The following is an 18,413-nucleotide window of genomic DNA, read 5'->3' as shown; positions in this document are numbered from 1 at the left end:
CAAAGTATAGCAGTGCGGGGGAGGGGCCGCGGGTACAATGCGCGCCATGGAATCCTACGATATCGCGGTCATCGGCGCGGGCGCGGCCGGCATGATGTGCGCGGCGGTTGCCGGGCAACTCGGGCGGCGCGTCGTGCTGATCGACCACGCGCCGCGCCTCGCGGAGAAAATCCGCATTTCCGGCGGCGGACGCTGCAATTTCACGAATCTCTATGCGGGACCGGCAAATTATCTGTCGGCGAATCCGCATTTCTGCCGCTCGGCGCTGGCGCGCTATACCCCGCGTGACTTCATGGCGCTACTCAAGCGCCATCACGTGACATGGCACGAGAAGCACAAAGGACAGTTGTTCTGCGACCAGTCGAGCGACGCGATCATCGACGTCCTGAAAAGCGAATGCGACGTCGGCGGCATCGCGTGGCGCCGGCCGCTCGCGGTGGAACAGGTGCGGCAGGATGCAGCCGAGGGCTTCACGCTCGACACGCACGCCGGTCCGATCCGTGCCCGTGCGCTGGTGGTGGCGACCGGTGGCCTGTCGATCCCGAAGATCGGCGCCACGGACTTCGGCTACCGGCTCGCCAAACAGTTCGGCCACAAGCTGATCGACACGCGCCCGGCTCTGGTCCCGCTGACCTTCGCCGCGGCAGATTGGGAGCCGTTCGCGGCGCTTTCCGGCGTGTCGCTCGAGGTCGAACTCGCCACCGGCAACAAGAAGACCGGCGCCGAGTTCGTCGAAGATCTGCTGCTCACGCATCGCGGACTGTCCGGGCCGGGCGTGTTGCAGATTTCCAGCTACTGGCAGCCCGGCGAGCCGATCCACGTCAACCTGCTGCCGCAGCAGGACGCCACCGCCGCGCTGCTGGAGGCGAAAACCACCACCAAACGGCAAATCGCCAACCTGCTGGCGGAATGGGTGCCCACGCGGCTCGCCCATGTCTGGCTGGAAACTCATCAGATTCCGGCCGAGGCGCGCATCGCCGATTTGCCGGACAAAACGCTGCGGCGCATCGGTGAGGCGCTGTCGCGCTGGACCCTCACCCCCAACGGCACCGAAGGCTACCGCAAGGCCGAGGTGACGCGCGGCGGCGTCGATACGCGAGAGTTGTCGTCGTCGACGATGATGAGCGCGCGCGTGCCGGGGCTGTATTTCATCGGCGAGGCGGTCGATGTCACCGGCTGGCTGGGCGGTTACAACTTCCAGTGGGCGTGGGCCTCGGGCGTGGCGGCAGGCCAGGCGGCCGCGGAGTACGCCCGCGCCTGAAGAGACCGGCGAAACGCGCTGAAGAGTCGCGCTAATAAGGCGCGCTAATAAGGCGAAGGCGCGCACCGGCATGAACCGGCCCTAGGGGGCTTGACGCGCGCGTCGCTTTATGAGAAAGCTCTGCTATAATTCTCAACCTTTACGAAGTTCCGTTATTGAAAAATGACGATCATCCGCGTAAAAGAAAACGAGCCGTTTGAAGTCGCCATGCGCCGCTTCAAACGCACGATCGAGAAGAACGGTTTGTTGACCGAACTGCGAGCGCGCGAGTTTTACGAAAAGCCCACGGCTGAGCGCAAACGCAAGAAGGCATCGGCGGTGAAGCGCCACTTCAAGCGGCTGCGCAGCCAGATGCTGCCCAAGAAGTTTTATTGATTCTGACGTCGCTGCGGTTCCTACGGAGCGTCGGCACGCAACCGGTGGCGGCAAAGATGGCTGCCCCCGTGCGGACAACCTGGCCGTGAGGGCCACCTGGTCACGCCGCATCCACTCTGCGCATTTGTGCAAACCCGCGCGCCAACCCGCTTGAGGAAGCAGTCCCAAGCGGGTTTTTGTGTTGATGCACCCGGCATGGCCAGACCTTTTTACATTCCAACGCATTCAGGTGAGTAATGAGTCTCAAGGATCGGATCAACGACGATATGAAGGCCGCCATGCGGGCCCGCGAAACCGAGCGCCTCGGCACCATCCGCCTGCTGCTCGCCGCGATCAAGCAGCGTGAAGTCGACGAGCGCATCGTCCTCGATGACGCCGCCATCACCGCCGTCATCGACAAGATGATCAAGCAGCGCAAAGACTCCATCAGCCAGTTCGAAGCCGCTGGCCGCACGGATCTGGTCGCGAAGGAAAGCGCCGAGCTGACCATCCTCTCCGCGTACATGCCGGAGCAGCTGTCCGAGGCGGAAATCGCCGCCGAAGTGCAGGCCGCGGTCGCCCAAACGGGCGCCGCCGGCCCGCAGGACATGGGCAAGGTAATGGGCGTGCTCAAGCCGAAGCTCGCGGGCCGTGCCGACATGACCGCCGTGTCCGGGCTGGTCAAGGCTGCCCTCGCGAAGTAATCCGCTGTTTCCGGCCGGCGCGGCCTGTGCCTGAATGGACCGGCCGCGCAGCCTTCATGCATTAAAGGTCGCGCCCCCACTGTGATTCCGCATTCGTTCCTGCAGGATCTGTTGAACCGCGTCGATATCGTCGACGTGGTCGGCAAGTATGTGCAACTGAAAAAGGGCGGCGCCAACTTTATGGGGCTCTGTCCGTTTCATAACGAAAAGAGCCCTTCATTTACCGTTAGTCCGACTAAGCAGTTTTATCATTGCTTCGGTTGCGGCGCGCATGGCACGGCGATCGGTTTCCTGATGGAACACGCCGGGCTGACGTTTCCTGAGGCGGTCAACGATCTCGCGCAATCGGTCGGCTTGACGGTGCCGCAGGAGCCCTCGCCGACTCAGGGCGGCGGAGGCGGCGGCTATGCGCCGGCGGTGTCCAAGGCGGTCACCACCGCGCTGTCGGACGTGATGCAGACCGCGTGCGACTTTTATCGCAAGCAGTTGCGCGGCGCGCCCAATGCCATCCAGTACCTGAAAAAACGTGGCCTGACGGGGCCGATTGCGGCCCATTTCGGTATCGGCTACGCGCCGGACGGTTGGCAGAATCTCGAGGCTGCGTTTCCCAATTATCGGGATGAGGCGCTAGTGGACTCGGGACTCGTGATCGTCAGCGAAAAGGCCGACGCTCAGGGTCAGAACCGCCGCTACGACCGTTTTCGCGAGCGGATCATGTTCCCGATCCGCAATGTCAAAGGGCAGGTGATCGGCTTCGGTGGCCGGGTTCTGGACGGCGGCGAACCCAAGTATTTGAATTCGCCGGAAACGCCTCTATTTAACAAGGGCAGCGAGTTATACGGGCTGTTCGAGGCGCGTTTGGCGATTCGTGAACAGCATTACGTCCTGGTGGTCGAAGGGTATATGGACGTGGTGGCGCTGGCTCAATTAGGGTTTCAGAACGCCGTGGCGACATTGGGCACGGCCTGTACGCCGGTCCACGTGCAGAAGCTGATGCGTCAGACCGATACGGTCATTTTCAGCTTCGACGGCGACTCGGCGGGCCGCCGGGCGGCGCGCCGGGCGCTGGACGCCTGTCTGCCGCACGCGGCGGATAACCGGACCATCCGCTTCCTGTTCCTGCCGTCCGAGCACGATCCGGACAGCTACGTGCGGGAATTCGGCACCGAAGCGTTTGCCGGGCAGGTCGAGCGGGCCATGCCGCTGTCGCAGTTCATGCTGAATGAAGTGCTGGCCGGCAAGGAGCTGGACCAGCCGGAAGGCCGGGCACGCGCGCTGTTCGACGCCAAACCCTTGCTGCAGGCGCTGCCGGCTAACGCGCTACGCGCGCAGATCATGCATATGTTCGCCGATCGGCTCGACGTGCCGTTCGACGAGGTAGCGGCGTTGTGCGAAGTGGATTCCCGCATCGCCGCCGCCGCGCGGCAGGCGCCGGCCCGCAAGGATCGGCGCAGCGTGACCGGAATCGAGGAAAAGACGCTGCGCAATCTGGTGATGCACCCCCGGACCGTGGCGGTGCTGGACGAAGACGCCGAGCAGGCGTTACTGACCATTACACGGCACGGCGAGCTTTTCGAGGAAGTCACGACGCACGCCCGCGCGCTGGGCGACGCCGCGGAGTTCCAACTGCTGTCGGATCTCCTGCGAAATGGGGCCAATGCCCCGACTTTCGAGGAAATCTTTCGCAAAATTCTGGACTATGATGAAAACGTTCGGGATTTGTTGCTGAAGGACCCGGCGGATGCGGCCGTCATAGAGGAACGGCGCGAGCAGGAGCGGATTGTCGGCGAGGAATTGAAAGCGGCAATCCTGAAGATGCGTTACGACGCTTATTGTGAGCGGCTCGAACAGCTTTCGCGGCAATCCAGACATACCGCGGAGGAATTTGCGGAATTGACGGAGTTGAATCAGAAACGCGCTGACATGAAGCGTCAGCTCGGGCTGTAAGCAGGGGTAGGGCGGACCTAAGTTATAATAAAAGGTTTTCAGCGGTTTGATTTTCCAGGCAAAAGGCGAAAGGCGATTGCAATGGCAAAGACTACAGGCGGGAAGAAAGCGGCAGGCACAGGCTCGGACGAGCCGACCACGAAGGTCACCGGAGCCAGGCCCAGTTCTGCCGCGAAAAGAGGGTCTGCCGAGGCCGCCGAGAGCGTGACACCTGTTGTCAGGAAGAAATCCTCGACTTCTTCCGCTGCGAAAGCGGCGTCGGTGAGTACGGTGAAAGCCGCCAAGCCGGTTACGAAGCAGCCGAGTGCCAGAAGCGCAAGGGAAGCGGTTGCCGCCCAGGACGATGCGGTAGCGCGCGAGTCTTCAGTATCCACGGTTCTACCGGCTGTCGTCCAGCAGCCGCGAGTCGAGACTACAGCCGGTACGGCGAACTCCATGACGAAAAAGCTGAACGAAGTATCCGTCGATGACGACGCAACCCCGAGCGAGGAAACTACTGCAGCTCCGGGCAAAGGCGAAAAGGCCAAGGCACGCGACCGCCGCGCGAAGGAAAAAGCGCTGCTGAAAGACGCGTTCGCGTCCAGCCAGCCGGGCACCGTCGAAGAGCTCGAAGAGCGCCGCTCGAAACTGCGCGCGCTGATCAAGCTCGGCAAGGAGCGCGGCTTCCTGACCTACGCTGAAATCAACGACCACCTCCCGGACAACTTCACCGAGACCGAGGCGATCGAAGGCATCATCAGCACGTTCAACGACATGGGCGTGGCCGTCTACGAGCAGGCGCCCGATGCCGAAACGCTGCTGCTGAACGACAACGCGCCGGCGGCTTCGTCGGATGACGAAGTCGAAGAGGAAGCCGAAGTCGCGCTGTCCACCGTCGATTCCGAATTCGGCCGCACCACCGACCCGGTCCGCATGTACATGCGTGAAATGGGTACGGTCGAGCTGCTGACGCGCGAAGGCGAAATCGAAATTGCGAAGCGCATCGAAGACGGCCTGAAGCACATGGTGATGGCCATCTCCGCCTGCCCGACTACCATCGCCGACATCCTGGCGATGGCCGAGCGCGTCGCCAACGAAGAAATCCGTATCGACGAACTGGTCGACGGCCTGATCGACGCCAACGCGGAAGACGCTGACGGCTTCTCCGCGCAGGAAGCGGAAGCGATCGAAAGCGAAGACGAGGAAGTCGAAGAGGAAGAGGGCGACGACGAGGAAGACGACGACGGCGCCGCGCAAGCCACTGCCAACGCCGCGCAGATGGAAGCGCTCAAGCGCGCCTCGCTCGAGAAGTTCGCCATGATCAGCGAATGGTTCGACAAGATGCGCCGCGCGTTCGAGAAGGAAGGCTACAAGTCGAAGTCGTACCTGAAGGCGCAGGAAACGATCCAGAACGAGCTGATGACCATTCGCTTCACCGCGCGAACCGTCGAGCGTCTGTGCGACACGCTGCGGGCTCAGGTGGACGAAGTGCGCCAGGTCGAGCGTCAGATTCTGCATACGGTGGTCGACAAGTGCGGCATGCCGCGTGCGGAGTTTATCGCGCGTTTCCCGGGCAGCGAGACGGATCTCGAATGGGCCGACAAGATCGTCACGGAAGGGCACGCCTATAGCGCGATCCTCACGCGGAATATCCCCGCTATCCGCGAGCAGCAGCAACGCCTGCTGGATCTGCAGGCACGCGTTGTTCTGCCGTTGAAGGACCTGAAGGAAACCAACCGTCAGATGGCGGCGGGCGAACTGAAGGCGCGTCAGGCCAAGCGTGAAATGACCGAGGCCAACCTGCGTCTTGTGATCTCGATTGCGAAGAAATATACGAACCGTGGTCTGCAATTCCTGGATCTGATCCAGGAAGGCAACATCGGCCTGATGAAGGCGGTGGACAAGTTCGAATATCGGCGTGGCTACAAGTTCTCCACGTATGCCACGTGGTGGATCCGTCAGGCCATCACGCGTTCGATTGCGGACCAGGCGCGCACGATCCGGATTCCGGTTCACATGATCGAAACGATCAACAAGATGAACCGCATCTCGCGTCAGATTCTGCAGGAAACCGGTCTCGAGCCGGATCCGGCGACGCTGGCGGAAAAGATGGAGATGCCGGAAGACAAGATCCGCAAGATCATGAAGATCGCGAAAGAGCCGATCTCGATGGAAACGCCGATCGGTGACGATGACGATTCGCATTTGGGCGACTTCATCGAAGACACCAACACGGTGGCGCCTGCTGACGCGGCGTTGCACGCCAGCATGCGCGATGTCGTGAAAGACGTGCTCGACTCGCTGACGCCGCGCGAAGCGAAGGTGCTGCGCATGCGCTTCGGTATCGAGATGAGCACCGATCACACGCTCGAAGAAGTCGGCAAGCAGTTCGACGTGACGCGTGAGCGGATTCGTCAGATCGAGGCGAAGGCGCTGCGCAAGCTGCGTCACCCGAGCCGTTCTGACAAGCTGAAATCGTTCCTCGAAGGCAATTGATCGAAGGACGTCCGGCTGCTATTGCGGACACGGGGCTTTCGGGTCGTTTTGCTGATGCAAAGCGGTCACGAAAGCCCCTTTTTCGTGTAGTATGTCGGCCAATCAGCGAATAGGCCCGGCCTGTATTTAGACCGGGTCTTTTTGTTGGTTTCTGTTGGTTCAAATCATCTCAGGGCCGGACGCCGTGCTGGTTGCAGGCAGCGGACTCATAATCCGCCTCCGAAAGGACACCGTCGGTTCGAATCCGACCCGGCCCACCAAAGAAAAATCAAAGAGTTACCTGTTCGAGCCGGAGTTTTGCAACCGGGCGGCAGGCATGCGCGCTCATTTCGAGAAGCGCAGACCGTTACTCGCCGGAGAGGGATCGTTTGTCAAAAATTCCAGCGCATCAGTTTGTGAGGAGACCTGCTACGCCGACTTGGCGCTGTTTTGTTTTTTGATTGGTGAAGTGATGGGCGAGGGTAGGGCTGCGCTGGACAACGCCTGGGATGTGTTGGAGCGGCTGATGGGCCGTCTCTCGACAATTCCGACAGACTCTCCGTCCGCTGCTGATCAATTCTACGAGCTCGCGATATAAGCAATACTTCACATATTGATCCCGTTAGCCCCGCGATCCTTACTGCGACAAATCCTCGTCCGACTGCTTCACTCCGTCAACGGCCATTCGACCGCTGATGACGTGCGTGGCATCGTTGGCCAAGGCAGACGTTCGTCCATTGACCTCGCTATCCGGACTCGAAGATCGCAGTGACAACCTTGCGTCACGCGACCCCTCAGTTTCCAAGCCATGCTTTAGCGCCTTCGATTGAACAAAAGTCATCCAGCGCGCGAACGCTGACGGTCGGGTACTCGCCCCGCACCATGTCCGCAAGCGCACTGCCAGGTCCTAACTCGAGTATTCTGTCCACACCCTGCTCGACCAATGCGACCAAGACGGTGTTCCAGTCGATAGGGCGGGCCAACTGCGCTGCCAGGCCTTGAATAGCCTCTGCGGGCCGAAAGATCCTTTCTGCACATGCCGCGCCAAGCAACTTGCAACTGGCCGTGATCTTCTTCGCTTCAATCGCGCGCAGAGCCCGTTCGAAAGGTCCAACCGCCGCATCTAACCGCGGCGTATGAGACGCGACATGTACGGCGAGCAGACCGCTATGCTTCGCACCCGCACGCAACGCGTCGTCGCACAGACGAGCGAGCATCCCACGCGCTCCACCGACGATAAACAGATTCCCAGGATTGATGATCGCGATTGCACAACCTTTTTGCGTCGCCATCCCGGACACCGTATTGTAGTCAAGGCCGCGCACGAAGCCAAGCGCGTCGTCGCTGCCGCTCGCGTTGCTCATGAGTTCCGCGCGCGTTGCGGTCAGGCGCAGCGTGTCGGCGATCGACCATACACCAGCGATCCCCCACGCAGCCATCTCGCCAACGCTATAGCCCGCAACGATCAGGTTCGGTGGAAGTGCCGAAGCGATGCACTGGTGTGCCACCAGCGCACGCGTGACGTTGAGCAACTGACTCGTCCGGTTCTGATGTAACGCGGTGTTGTTCGCATTCCTGACAACATCACGTATATCGCTGCCGAACACATCGTTCGCCTCAGCGAATACTGGTTCGGCCTCGGGCGAGTCAGCGAAAAGATTGAACATGCCGGCGCTTTGCCTGCCTTGGCCGGAACATAAGAGCGCGAGCATCGCCTACTCCCAATTCCGGACGAACAGCGTCATGGCCAGCAGATCGGCGCAGCCGCCGGGACTCAGCCTGCGTGCGACGAATGCCCGATGCATCGTAATCGCGTTGGTACGCCAATCCGGCGCATCAATGCCACCGCGCTGCATAAATAAGGACGCCTGATTACGTGCGAAATCAAGCGCCTCCATGCCGCCCCGGTACAGCAGGTTCGTATCGTCGACGGTTGCAATCAGACGCATGAGCGCGTGAACGCGAGCGGCTTCCGGGTCACGTGGTCGCAGGGATTCGCCCTCGATCAGCGCGGGTAATGCACACGCATAAATGGACGGAAAGCCGCTTGCAGCCTCCATGCGTGCGCCGCCTGCGTTGAAGTGACGGAGAACGCGCGCGCCATGACTATCGACTGCACCGGGACCGTCAAGAATCTCGTCGCCCCACTCTTGTGCAATGATTGCTCCGAGTGTACCGGCCACGTCGAACGCATCGCGAAACCCTGCTGCGGCAGACAACAGTCCCATGCCAAAGATCGCACCGCGATGCGCATTCACACCACCCGTTGCAGCCATCATGGCTCGCTCGGCGGCAATACCAATCGAACGCAACGCTGGCATGCGGGCGCCGTCCGCGCCGGCTCGCGCCATTTCGATAAAGTACGGCGTCAGCGATGCCGCACTGCGGTACATCAACGGTGCGTCCATATCGTCGTGTGCGCCAGAGTCGACGTGACTCACCAGCCCTGGCTTTGGATAGGTCGCCACTTCCAGCTTCAGGCATGCACTCGCGAGGCGTCCGATCGCCACTGTGTCGACGGCATGCTCCATCAAGATGGACATGTCCGGATCCGTTGCGTTCATCGGAACACCTCGTCGCGTGGCAGCAGGCGGACGCCCTCGGCGCTCTTCACCAGCAGTATCGCGTCTGCGTTGCACCACTCCCGCCATTGCACTGCGTTGGCTGACGGCGCGATCAGTTCTCCGTCGATACAGACCGGCGCATGCCCGGCGACAATTTCAATCTGCCGGCTCAACGCGGTGGCGCGCGCTGCGTCATCGAGACGCCACAGCAGATCCAGATCGGACGTCTCGCTGATATATTCGAGTCCGGTCAGGTATTGCCACGCAAGACTGCCAAAGCAGCGCACGCTCTCGTCAATATCGAGCAGCGCCCTGATCGTCTCCTGCCAGTCCACCGGCGCTGCCTGCGCAGCCAACTTTAGCAACGGCGAGGGAGCGTCGTCGACGATAGCGTCAGGCGGCACGCGCAACGAAACGCGACCCTTGCCCCACGCCGGCGGCAAGGGCAAACCGAGCGCCGCCATCGCTGCCTCGTCACTGCACGCGGCACGACGGCTGATGAGCGGCCAGCCCGCGCCCGCCCAACCTGCAACGAGGGGCTCGCCGGACAGCGCGGGTTCACCGGCTATCACGTCACGCCACCTACCCGGATCGACCCAGATCATGCGATGCCGCTCGAAACACACGTTGCAATCATTCATGGCGTTGTGCCTCCTCGCTAGCCTGCACGGCAATCGCGGCCGCCTTCGTGCGGCCCCCACGCGCTTCACCGAGGCTCGCGCGAAGGTCGTCGCCAATCACGTCAACCGCACTGTGCAAAAGCGCAACCAGTTGAGCCGAGAGCGGCTGCTTCGGGTCCAGGATTCGCGCGATCCCCCCCGTCTGTACCAGGTTGTCCAGCCCGGGTGCAAAAACTGGCGTGGTTCCGGCCTTTTCCTTAAGGACATCGAGCGACAGCTTGGTGACACGCGCCATGGAGGGCAAATCCATCACCTCGGGATGAGCGCCGGGCAGCGCCACCAGAGTGCCGCACGCCAGCGCGGTCGCGATGAAGGCGCCTGCGGCACTGCCGCCGTAAAGCAACGCAATGGTGCGATGCCCAGCGCTTTCGGCCAGCAGCAGACACTTCGCCAGATGCGCGAGATATTCGCTGAGGCCTAACAGTTCATCGCGACGGCTCATGCGCTGACTGCTCGAATCGACGAGGAACAGGATTGGCGCTCTGTCGGTCGCAGTTGCAATCGCCAGCACCTGGGCGGCGAGTTCAGCCGCATCATCGACACCAAGCGGCGAGCGATTCGTCAGGCCCAGTACGTGAAACTCCGGTCCATCCAACACACGGGCTTTGCCTGCGAGACGATTGCCCTCAAGCTTGATCGCATGCGGATCGACGAACAGCGAAGCAAGGATGTTATCGAGCGTCATCTGCATTCTCCCTGTGGGACGCGGCTTGTTCGAGGAAAGCGTCGGGTGGTAAATCGGATATGGCGTCTGGGTTTGACAAGCCGAGTGCGTGCCAGATATCGCGCGCATCGGAACAGTCGCCGAAACGCTTCAGACGCATATCCAGTCGCGCCTGCTCCGCCTGCAATACATCGAGACTGAGGCGCGCGGGATGTCCCAACGCCACAGTGGCAGCGGCGCGAAATGCGTGAGCGTCGTCGGCGGCGTAAAGGTCCGCACCGCCAATCAGATAACGGTGCTTGCCGCCCATCGTGCGCCAGACCAGTGCGCGATCGCGCGAGTCGAACTCCTCGACGCCTTTGTTGGTTTCGATCACTTCAGGACCAGACACGCTGATGCGTCCCTGCTCCGAAACGATTAGCGTCGAACAGCATCCAGCAATCAGACCACCGCCGCCATAGCAGCCCGCGCGACCACCGACAAGCCCAATGACACGAATGCCCGACTCGCGTGCCTGTACGAGCGCGCGCATGATTTCGGCAATCGCCAGTTCCCCGGCGTTCGCTTCCTGTAGCCGCACGCCACCCGTATCGAAAGCAATCACGACATCGCGTTTCATGGCCTGTGCAGCGCGCAGCAAACCCGTCAGCTTCGCGCCATGCACTTCGCCGAACGCGCCGCCCATGAAGCGCCCCTCCTGCGCGGCAACCAGAACGGATCGCCCCTCGATCGACGCCGAACCGATCACGATGCCGTCGTCGAACTGCGACGGCAGATTGAATATGCCCAGATGTTGGCTACTTTCTCGCTCGGCAGGGCCGACATATTCGTTGAATGTGCCGGTATCCACGAGGGCCTGTATACGTTGGCGCGCACTCGCTTCAAACCAGGTGAGCGATTGCGCCGGCGCGCCCGACGCCGCATCGTCAGCGTGCGTTTCCATCAGACGCACGCCTTGCGCGAGTCGCAGGGAGACCGTATCGGGTCGCGCGCCGCCATCGTTGATGGAGATGTGCAGACCGCCCGCCGCGCGACGCTCGACAAAGTCGTCGATTACCGCTTGCCATAACGGCTCAAACCCATGCGAGGCCGTGCTGACCTGGACCGTGCAGCGGTCGATCGGCCCTTTGCGTTCGAGAAGAACTTCGAGATTGCCTGATGCAACCACTCCGACCAGCGCGTTAACGCGCATGCCACGCGCGGCACGAGGCGCCGCCCGCTCGAAATGAAACGATTCCATTTTGTCCTCCTACCAGTTACGGAAACGGCCAGGTGGCTGATACAGTCCACCTGAAGCGCGCATCAGATCCCTGATCGAGCGTGCCGCCAGCAGGCTGCGATCAGCATCCAGCGGATCGATGTCGAGATCCTCGGGGCGTTGAATAACGCCGCGCTCGCGCAGGCGGTCCACCATCTTCCGGTCGCGTTGGCGACCTACCTCGGTGAAACCCGCTACGCCGCGAATCGCCTGCTCACGCTCGTCTTTGTCACGGCAGAGCAGCAGATTGGCGATGCCCTCCTCGGTCACGATGTGGGTCGTGTCATCGCCATACACCATGACGGGTGCCAGATCCAGATTCAGCTTCTCGGCCAGGTCAAGCGCGGCAAGACGTTCGACGAACAACGGCGCATTCGCCTCGCCAAACGTCTCGCCAATCTGCACCACCAGCTTGCGGCCACGGCGCAGCGGACCGGCAACATCGGGCTGCGCCTCGCTTCCGGCACGCAGCCAGGCCGCGCTCGGATGCCGGCGGCCGCGTGGGTCCGAGCCCATATTCGGGGCACCGCCAAACCCGGCGATGCGGCTCGCCGTCACAGTCGAACTGTGTCCTTCCAGATCGATTTGCAGCGTCGATCCGATGAACATGTCGCACGCGTATAGACCGGCCGTTTGAGACAAGGCCCGATTCGACCGCAAAGACCCATCGGATCCGGTAAAGAAAATGTCGGGCCGCGCGGCGAGGTAGTCCTCCATGCCGACTTCGGACCCAAAGCAATGCACCCGTTCCACCCATCCCGCTTCAATGGCCGGAATCAAAGTGGGATGGGGATTGAGCGCCCAATGCGTACATATCTTTCCGCGCAGACCGAGCTTCTCGCCGTAAGTCGGCAACAGCAGCTCGATTGCTGCAGTGTTGAAGCCGATCCCGTGATTCAGACGGCGCACGCCATAGGGCATATAGAGCCCCTTGATGGTCAGCATGGCCGTGAGAATTTGCGTTTCCGTGATGGCGGCGGGATCGCGCGTGAAAAGCGGTTCGACATAGAACGGCTTGCCTGCATTGACGAAGAAGTGCACCTGGTCGCCGGGGATATCGACACGCGGTACCTTGTCGACGATTTCACCAACCTGCGCAATGACAATGCCATTGCCGAAGCTGGTCGCCTCGACGACGGTGGGCGTGTCCTCGGTATTCGGCCCGGTATAGAGATTGCCGTCGCGATCCGCGCTTACTGCGGCGATCAACGCGACGTGCGGCGTCAAGTCCACGAAATAACGGGCGAACAACTCCAGGTAGGTATGGATCGCACCCAGTTCGATCTTGCCGCTAAACAACATCCGTGCAATTCGCGTGGCCTGCGGCCCGGAGTACGAATAGTCAAGCTTTCTTGCAATACCTTTTTCGAAGAGATCGAGATGCTCGGGCAAGACGACGCCGGATTGCACCATGTGAAGGTCGTGCAAGACCTGTGGATCGGCATCGGCCAGGGCGCACGCCAATAAATCAGCCTGCTTCTGGTTATTTCCCTCCAGACAGACGCGATCGCCCGGCTGGATGACCGCGCTCAAGAATTCAGCCAGCCTGTCTGGCCGGACTGCCTTTCCTTCAGCAAAGGCAGAACCGGCTGCGATGCGTCGCCGACGTTCTTCGCTCTGTACATTCCATTGCTTCATTTTGGCTACCTCGGTGGTCTGCCGGAAACACGCCGCGCGCCTGACGGCCGCGGCGTAACTCGTTGATGACACCTGGATGCGGCGCATCCGGGTGCCGTCATCACTGCTGCGCGTGCTTTGCCGCGTCTTCGATCACCGCAGCCACTTCCTTCGGACGTGATTCGTAGACGGAATGACTTGCACCGGCCAGCACGGTGGTGTGGCTATGCGCGCGCTGGTAGTAGAAGCGTTCGAGATCCGGGTTGATGATCTTGTCGTCAGCAGCCACGATGCCCCAGCTCGGCTTGGTGGTCCACGCGGCGACCGTCATCGGCGCGGAGAAGACCTTTGCGGCCGTCAGGATCTGCGACTGCGCTTCGAACTGCGCCTGCTTGAGCGGCAAATCAGCAGCGAAGTCCTTCGGGAAGTCGGAAGGGTTCAGATACGTGTAGCCGTCGTCCGTCTTCTTGATGGCACCAGGCTGCTTCGACGTATAGCTGGGATATTGCTTGCCCAGATCGCTTTCGTCTTCGCCAACAGCCGGCGCATGGGCGGCGACGTAGACGAGTCCGGCGACCTTCGGATCAACGCCGGCTTCCGTGATGATCGAGCCGCCGTAGCTGTGCGCAACCAGAATGACCGGACCGGTTTGCAGGTCAATGACGCGCTTCGTGGCGGCCACATCGTCGTCAAGCGAGGTCAGAGGTTCCTGCACCATCGTGACGTGATAGCCGTCTTTGGTGAGGATGTCATAGACCGGTTTCCAGCCGGAGCCATCCACCCATGCGCCATGCACGAGAACGATGTTTTTGATCGGCGCATTAGTCGGCTGGGCATCCTGTGCCATTGCTGCTGAAGAGGCGAAAAGGCAGGCAGAGAGGGAAAGGACAGCGGCTGCGAGGGGCAAAATCTTCACGACAGACTCCATTGATATGAAAGGAAACATGAGAAAGAAGTAGCAGGCTTGATTCGTCACTGCGTATTTGAGCGACGTTCAGGTCTATCAAGCCGCCTGCTTCTGTGTATCGGGCATTGCGGGGATCCTGCGCGGGATAGCGATGGGCACAGGATCCGCAGATCACCACTTAGCTACCGAAGTACAAATTGCAGAAGCTGGCGGGACCGACGCAGCTCGACGGTGTTTTCGTACGCATTGCGGTATGCGTCGGCGCACCCGATGCACTGGTGCTGTTTTGCGCAACGCCGCCAACTGCCTGCATGGCCAGTTGCTGATCGTTTTGCGCGGCGATCCTGGCTTCCGCTGCCTGGATGTCGGCAGGGTAGTTGTTGTCGTTGCCGGCGCCAGGGGTGTAGCCCGCCTGCTCGACGTGAACCAGATCAGCACGAACTTCAGCGCGGGTAAGCGGCGCATTCGACTGGGCAAAACTGAGAGCCGGGGCCCCGAGGGCCGCAACGACGAAAGCGATACCAGCGAACATCTTTGACATGATTAATACTCCTATATAAAGTTAGAGAAACCCGGCTGTACGATCGACAGCATCCGGGTGATAAACAAACACGTTAAAGCGCACTGCGGATATTTATAAACCGACGAACCACCTGAAGATTTCGTGACATCGATGCCGGCTAGGTCGCAAGAAGCGCCACCGGGCATATTGATCTCGCTTTATCCTTGCGAGTCGATGTCAAGCTCAGCTCCATTGCAACGAAACTGGGATGACGCCATGCTCGTCCTTCCAGGGTGCTAACACCATCTCTTTGCGACGAAAGACGAATAGACGCCGCGAAATGCCTCTGCATCGGCGCGAAAAGCGATGCATCGTATTAGCTGCGATCCGCCAGAAAGTGTTATACGATCCCACATTCCGGTTTCCACCCGTCGGGCAGCGGTGAAACACGACATCAACATGAGCGAAAGCAATGGCCGATCTGCGCGACGTCAACCTCAACCGGATGCTAGTGTTTGTCGCCGTGGTAGAGACCGGCTCTCTGACCCGCGCCGCCGAACGGCTCGGTCTTGCCAAGACGATGGTGAGCAAGCACATGCAGCGCCTGGAGGCCGAAGTCGGCGCGAGCCTGCTTATCCGTACCACCCGAAAGCTCACCATCACCGAAGCTGGGAATGCCTTTTATGAAGCCAGTTCCGCCGCGCTGCGGGCTGCGGAAGATGGCCTGACAGCTATCGCCGGCGATGTGGACACATTGAGGGGGACATTGAGAGTGAGTGCGCCAATCGACTTCGCGTCACTGTTTGTCACGCCCGCACTCGTCGAATTGCGCCACACCTATCCCGCACTCGAGGTCGATTTGCATTGCAGCGACCGGTTTGTAGACCTGGTCGGCGACGGCATCGACGTTGCAATCCGCTTGGGACGCCTTGCGGATTCGAACTATCGCTCAATAAAAATCGGCGAGTTCGTCAATTGGCTCGTAGCGCACCAGACGGTAATCGACACATGGGGGGCGCCGAGCGATCCCGCCATGCTTGCTTCGATGCCCTATGTCGCATTGTCAAGTTTGCCCCGGCCGTCCTCATTGGCGCTGGAGCGCCGGGATGGAACGCGGCAGGTCGTACGTTGCGCCAACCCGTATCTGACTAACGCCGCGATCGCGTGCCGTGCAGCCGTGCTCTCGGGAGGCGGAGTCGGGTTGCTTACCGATTTCTCGGTCGCCGACGATGTCGCTTCGAGACGTCTCGTCCGCCTGCTGCCCGACTGGACCACAGCACCGGCCAATGTCCAGGCTATTTTTCCGCCCACGCGTTTTCCTTCGAGGAAGGTGCGAGTCTTCATCGAGGCAGTCAGAGCGCAGTGGCAAACCGCACTTGCCCAACGCTTCGTGCCGGATAACTGAATCCACGTGAGCGTCGATCATTGAGGTAGTCAACGCAATAGCTCACGCAGATGCCCGTTTCATCCTGGCACGAGGGCCATTGCCGCTCGACTCAGGCTCGTGATGGCAGCTTTCTCGTCAGGAACTCGTCCATCAATACGGCGATTTCCGTGCTGTGTGTTTCGAGTGCGAAGTGTCCGGTGTCGAGGAAATGAACCTCGGCGTCGGGGATGTCGCGCTTATACGCCAACGCGCCCGGTGGTATAAATGACGGGTCGTTTTTGCCCCAAACAGCCAGCAGCGGCGGACGATGCGTGCGGAAGTACTTCTGAAAGGTCGGGTACAGCGCAACGTTGCTTCGATAGTCGAGAATCAGATCGAGCTGGATCTCTTCGGCGCCTGGCCGCTCCATATAGGCAATATCCAGTGTGTATCCATCGGGCGACATGAGTTGCGGATCAACACCCTTCAGATACTGGAAGTTCTTGATCGTGTCAGCAGAAAGCGAGCTGCGGCAGGCTTCCCGATTCGCGGGTGTTGGGTCACGCCAATAGGCTTGCCACGAGCCCCAGGTGTCGCTGAGACCTTCAAGGTATGCATTGCCGTTCTGGCTCACGATGGCCGTTACGCGTTCCGGATGCGCGACCGCGAGACGGAATCCGGTGGGTGCGCCGTAGTCGAACGCATAGATGGCGTATTTTTCGAGCCCCAGCGCAACCGTGAACCCGTCGATCACCGTCGCAAGGTTGTCGAACGAGTAATCGAATTCCCCGCGTTGGGGGGCCTTCGTGTTTCCAAAGCCAGGCAGGTCCGGCGCAATCAGGCGGTAACGACCGGACAGTTTCAACATCAGGTCCCTGAAGAGATGACTTGCTGTCGGGAAACCGTGCAGCAACAGAATAACCGGTGCATCCTTCGGACCCGTTTCCCGGTAAAAAACTTCGACATCGCCGACGATCTGCGTCTTGTAATGCGTTTTTTCGCCATATTGCAGCTTCGCACGCGCTTGCGCGGCGCCATTCGCTTCGTTCGTTTCCCGTGCCTGTGCGAGGATTGGCGCGAGTGCACCGAGCGCACCGATTCCGGCTGCCAAGAGCGCCGTACGACGCGTCGGGTTGGGAAGGTTTTCGACCTTGTTGATGGGCGTGGCCATGATTGAGTCCTGTCGAGTCGCTAAAAAGTGGTAGTACGGCATTGGAAGCCTTGCCAAGAGACGCTAGGGGCAATGTTCGAACCGATAGACAGGAGCGTACGCGGCTGTCGTCGTCACGAATAGACGGACAATCGGACATACTATGTCCCTCTCTGGGGGACAATAAATCGGGTGTATTTTGGAACGTGCGATATCGCTGTCGGAACGCTCGAACTGCCGAGCCGATTTCGGGAACCCGTTCGAGACATCAAAGGCCAAAATTTGTTTTCAGCAATACGGCACTGGCACTGGCATGAATTCCTCTCGGAGGACTCGGCGGCGGGGGGACTGGCGCTGGTCAGCTTGCTGGGGTAGCAAGCGGCCTGACTTTACCCGCGTGAGCGTGAAACAGTAACCACTCCCTGCAATTGCGCGATTCGTTGTATTGCTGACACCGCGAGTGGGACCAACTGAAAACGATCATGTTGCAATTTGTTTTCCGCCACATTGGTCTGCTGATACCGACGTTCATTGGCGTCACCATCCGCGCGTGCGCCCGTGTCCATCTGATTGCGTGTGACCTTATCAAAGTGCTGCACGTTCGTCAGGAACTTCAGCACCGAGCTTGACCACCAGACACTTGCCGTTGGGATCGGCATCCATCTGGCTGTCGGCCCAATGCTGCCAATAGTGCATAAGCCGGTCACCCATGCTGAGATCCTGTTGCTGAAGAACGTTTTCCAGCTCATCCAGCGATTCGTCGAAATATGCCTCCAGCAGCGCTTGTCCAAACGCATCCTTCGAACTGAAGTAGTGATAGAAGGAGCCTTTGGGTACACCCGCGGCACGTAAGACTTCATTGAGGCCGACGGCTGAAAAGCCTTTGTTTGCCATGATTGGCTGCGCGGCGCTGAGAATTCTGCGCCGGGTGTTTTGTGCCTGAAGTTCCGCATTCGTCTTGGCTGCAAGGTCTGGAATAGACCAG

General features: G+C 60.5%; 16 protein-coding genes, 1 tRNA gene and 2 pseudogenes. 8 read left to right on the top strand and 11 right to left on the bottom strand.

Annotation, left to right across the window (positions count from 1 at the left end; genetic code table 11):
• Positions 1-37 precede the first annotated feature (37 nt).
• The 7 genes from FQ755_RS02545 to FQ755_RS02515 all read left to right on the top strand — a co-directional run bounded on the left by FQ755_RS02545 (position 38) and on the right by FQ755_RS02515 (position 7,318).
• On the top strand, positions 38-1,261 hold the full coding sequence (locus FQ755_RS02545; protein WP_144150668.1) for an NAD(P)/FAD-dependent oxidoreductase: 1,224 nt from the start codon (positions 38-40) through the stop codon (positions 1,259-1,261).
• Between the two features lie 162 nt (positions 1,262-1,423).
• Entirely contained in the window at positions 1,424-1,636 is a 213-nt protein-coding gene (rpsU, locus tag FQ755_RS02540; protein WP_074266548.1) for a 30S ribosomal protein S21, read from the top strand.
• Between the two features lie 236 nt (positions 1,637-1,872).
• Positions 1,873-2,319: a GatB/YqeY domain-containing protein gene (locus FQ755_RS02535; protein ID WP_144150666.1), complete on the top strand. Its 447-nt coding sequence runs from the start codon at positions 1,873-1,875 to the stop codon at positions 2,317-2,319.
• 81 nt (positions 2,320-2,400) lie between these two features.
• Positions 2,401-4,266: a DNA primase gene (gene dnaG / locus FQ755_RS02530; protein ID WP_144150664.1), complete on the top strand. Its 1,866-nt coding sequence runs from the start codon at positions 2,401-2,403 to the stop codon at positions 4,264-4,266.
• 81 nt (positions 4,267-4,347) lie between these two features.
• Complete coding sequence (rpoD, locus tag FQ755_RS02525) at positions 4,348-6,741, top strand: RNA polymerase sigma factor RpoD (RefSeq protein ID WP_144150662.1); 2,394 nt, start codon at positions 4,348-4,350, stop codon at positions 6,739-6,741.
• Between the two features lie 172 nt (positions 6,742-6,913).
• Positions 6,914-7,001: transfer RNA gene (locus tag FQ755_RS02520), tRNA-Ile, on the top strand.
• A gap of 56 nt (positions 7,002-7,057) precedes the next feature.
• On the top strand, positions 7,058-7,318 hold the full coding sequence (locus FQ755_RS02515) for a hypothetical protein (protein ID WP_144150660.1): 261 nt from the start codon (positions 7,058-7,060) through the stop codon (positions 7,316-7,318).
• 196 nt (positions 7,319-7,514) lie between these two features.
• Here FQ755_RS02515 and FQ755_RS02510 read toward each other — a convergent pair whose 3' ends face one another.
• The 9 genes and pseudogenes from FQ755_RS02510 to FQ755_RS02475 all read right to left on the bottom strand — a co-directional run bounded on the left by FQ755_RS02510 (position 7,515) and on the right by FQ755_RS02475 (position 14,951).
• Complete coding sequence (locus FQ755_RS02510) at positions 7,515-8,432, bottom strand: ACP S-malonyltransferase (protein WP_144150658.1); 918 nt, start codon at positions 8,430-8,432, stop codon at positions 7,515-7,517.
• A gap of 3 nt (positions 8,433-8,435) precedes the next feature.
• On the bottom strand, positions 8,436-9,263 hold the full coding sequence (mdcB, locus tag FQ755_RS02505; RefSeq protein ID WP_144150656.1) for a triphosphoribosyl-dephospho-CoA synthase MdcB: 828 nt from the start codon (positions 9,261-9,263) through the stop codon (positions 8,436-8,438).
• A gap of 17 nt (positions 9,264-9,280) precedes the next feature.
• Positions 9,281-9,925, bottom strand: a complete 645-nt coding sequence (gene mdcG, locus FQ755_RS02500) for a malonate decarboxylase holo-[acyl-carrier-protein] synthase (RefSeq protein WP_222105706.1) — start codon at positions 9,923-9,925, stop codon at positions 9,281-9,283.
• Positions 9,918-10,649 (bottom strand): biotin-independent malonate decarboxylase subunit gamma, encoded by a 732-nt coding sequence (locus FQ755_RS02495; protein ID WP_144150654.1) that lies wholly within the window; start codon positions 10,647-10,649, stop codon positions 9,918-9,920. The genes mdcG and FQ755_RS02495 overlap by 8 nt, the downstream gene beginning before the upstream one ends.
• Complete coding sequence (locus FQ755_RS02490; RefSeq protein WP_260858265.1) at positions 10,636-11,571, bottom strand: biotin-independent malonate decarboxylase subunit beta; 936 nt, start codon at positions 11,569-11,571, stop codon at positions 10,636-10,638. Before FQ755_RS02490 ends, FQ755_RS02495 begins: the two co-directional genes overlap by 14 nt.
• A gap of 63 nt (positions 11,572-11,634) precedes the next feature.
• Positions 11,635-11,820: pseudogene (locus FQ755_RS37930) on the bottom strand (malonate decarboxylase acyl carrier protein); the annotation flags it as partial.
• Between the two features lie 57 nt (positions 11,821-11,877).
• Entirely contained in the window at positions 11,878-13,524 is a 1,647-nt protein-coding gene (mdcA, locus tag FQ755_RS02485) for a malonate decarboxylase subunit alpha (protein WP_144150909.1), read from the bottom strand.
• Positions 13,525-13,624: 100 nt separating this feature from the next.
• On the bottom strand, positions 13,625-14,431 hold the full coding sequence (locus FQ755_RS02480; protein WP_144150650.1) for an alpha/beta fold hydrolase: 807 nt from the start codon (positions 14,429-14,431) through the stop codon (positions 13,625-13,627).
• 157 nt (positions 14,432-14,588) lie between these two features.
• Positions 14,589-14,951: a DUF4148 domain-containing protein gene (locus FQ755_RS02475; protein WP_144150648.1), complete on the bottom strand. Its 363-nt coding sequence runs from the start codon at positions 14,949-14,951 to the stop codon at positions 14,589-14,591.
• 433 nt (positions 14,952-15,384) lie between these two features.
• Between FQ755_RS02475 and FQ755_RS02470 the strand changes: the two genes are divergently transcribed.
• Positions 15,385-16,317, top strand: a complete 933-nt coding sequence (locus FQ755_RS02470; protein ID WP_144150646.1) for a LysR family transcriptional regulator — start codon at positions 15,385-15,387, stop codon at positions 16,315-16,317.
• Between the two features lie 91 nt (positions 16,318-16,408).
• On the opposite strand, the gene FQ755_RS02465 is transcribed toward FQ755_RS02470, so the two are convergent.
• Together FQ755_RS02465 and FQ755_RS37115 are read right to left on the bottom strand one after the other, a co-directional pair.
• The gene (locus tag FQ755_RS02465; RefSeq protein WP_144150644.1) at positions 16,409-17,449 is read right to left on the bottom strand and encodes an alpha/beta fold hydrolase; all 1,041 of its coding nucleotides are present in this window, start codon (positions 17,447-17,449) and stop codon (positions 16,409-16,411) included.
• A 567-nt stretch (positions 17,450-18,016) separates the two neighbouring features.
• A pseudogene (locus tag FQ755_RS37115) lies at positions 18,017-18,406 on the bottom strand (TetR/AcrR family transcriptional regulator); the annotation flags it as partial.
• Positions 18,407-18,413 lie beyond the last annotated feature (7 nt).

The sequence above is a fragment of the Paraburkholderia sp. BCC1885 genome, assembly GCF_900996235.1.
Classification (GTDB): Bacteria; Pseudomonadota; Gammaproteobacteria; order Burkholderiales; family Burkholderiaceae; genus Paraburkholderia.
Note: the sequence above shows the minus strand (reverse complement) of the source record. Positions and strands in the feature narration are given on the sequence as shown.

Bases quoted from the DNA above. Each gene is read 5' to 3' on its own strand.
- FQ755_RS02545 (WP_144150668.1), top strand. From the start codon at position 38: ATGCGCGCCATGGAATCCTACGATATCGCGGTCATCGGCGCGGGCGCG.
- rpsU (WP_074266548.1), top strand. From the start codon at position 1,424: ATGACGATCATCCGCGTAAAAGAAAACGAGCCGTTTGAAGTCGCCATG.
- FQ755_RS02535 (WP_144150666.1), top strand. From the start codon at position 1,873: ATGAGTCTCAAGGATCGGATCAACGACGATATGAAGGCCGCCATGCGG.
- rpoD (WP_144150662.1), top strand. From the start codon at position 4,348: ATGGCAAAGACTACAGGCGGGAAGAAAGCGGCAGGCACAGGCTCGGAC.
- FQ755_RS02515 (WP_144150660.1), top strand. From the start codon at position 7,058: ATGCGCGCTCATTTCGAGAAGCGCAGACCGTTACTCGCCGGAGAGGGA.
- FQ755_RS02510 (WP_144150658.1), bottom strand. From the start codon at position 8,432: ATGCTCGCGCTCTTATGTTCCGGCCAAGGCAGGCAAAGCGCCGGCATG.
- mdcB (WP_144150656.1), bottom strand. From the start codon at position 9,263: ATGTCCATCTTGATGGAGCATGCCGTCGACACAGTGGCGATCGGACGC.
- mdcG (WP_222105706.1), bottom strand. From the start codon at position 9,925: ATGAATGATTGCAACGTGTGTTTCGAGCGGCATCGCATGATCTGGGTC.
- FQ755_RS02495 (WP_144150654.1), bottom strand. From the start codon at position 10,649: ATGACGCTCGATAACATCCTTGCTTCGCTGTTCGTCGATCCGCATGCG.
- FQ755_RS02490 (WP_260858265.1), bottom strand. From the start codon at position 11,571: ATGGAAACGCACGCTGACGATGCGGCGTCGGGCGCGCCGGCGCAATCG.
- mdcA (WP_144150909.1), bottom strand. From the start codon at position 13,524: ATGAAGCAATGGAATGTACAGAGCGAAGAACGTCGGCGACGCATCGCA.
- FQ755_RS02480 (WP_144150650.1), bottom strand. From the start codon at position 14,431: ATGGAGTCTGTCGTGAAGATTTTGCCCCTCGCAGCCGCTGTCCTTTCC.
- FQ755_RS02475 (WP_144150648.1), bottom strand. From the start codon at position 14,951: ATGTCAAAGATGTTCGCTGGTATCGCTTTCGTCGTTGCGGCCCTCGGG.
- FQ755_RS02470 (WP_144150646.1), top strand. From the start codon at position 15,385: ATGGCCGATCTGCGCGACGTCAACCTCAACCGGATGCTAGTGTTTGTC.
- FQ755_RS02465 (WP_144150644.1), bottom strand. From the start codon at position 17,449: ATGGCCACGCCCATCAACAAGGTCGAAAACCTTCCCAACCCGACGCGT.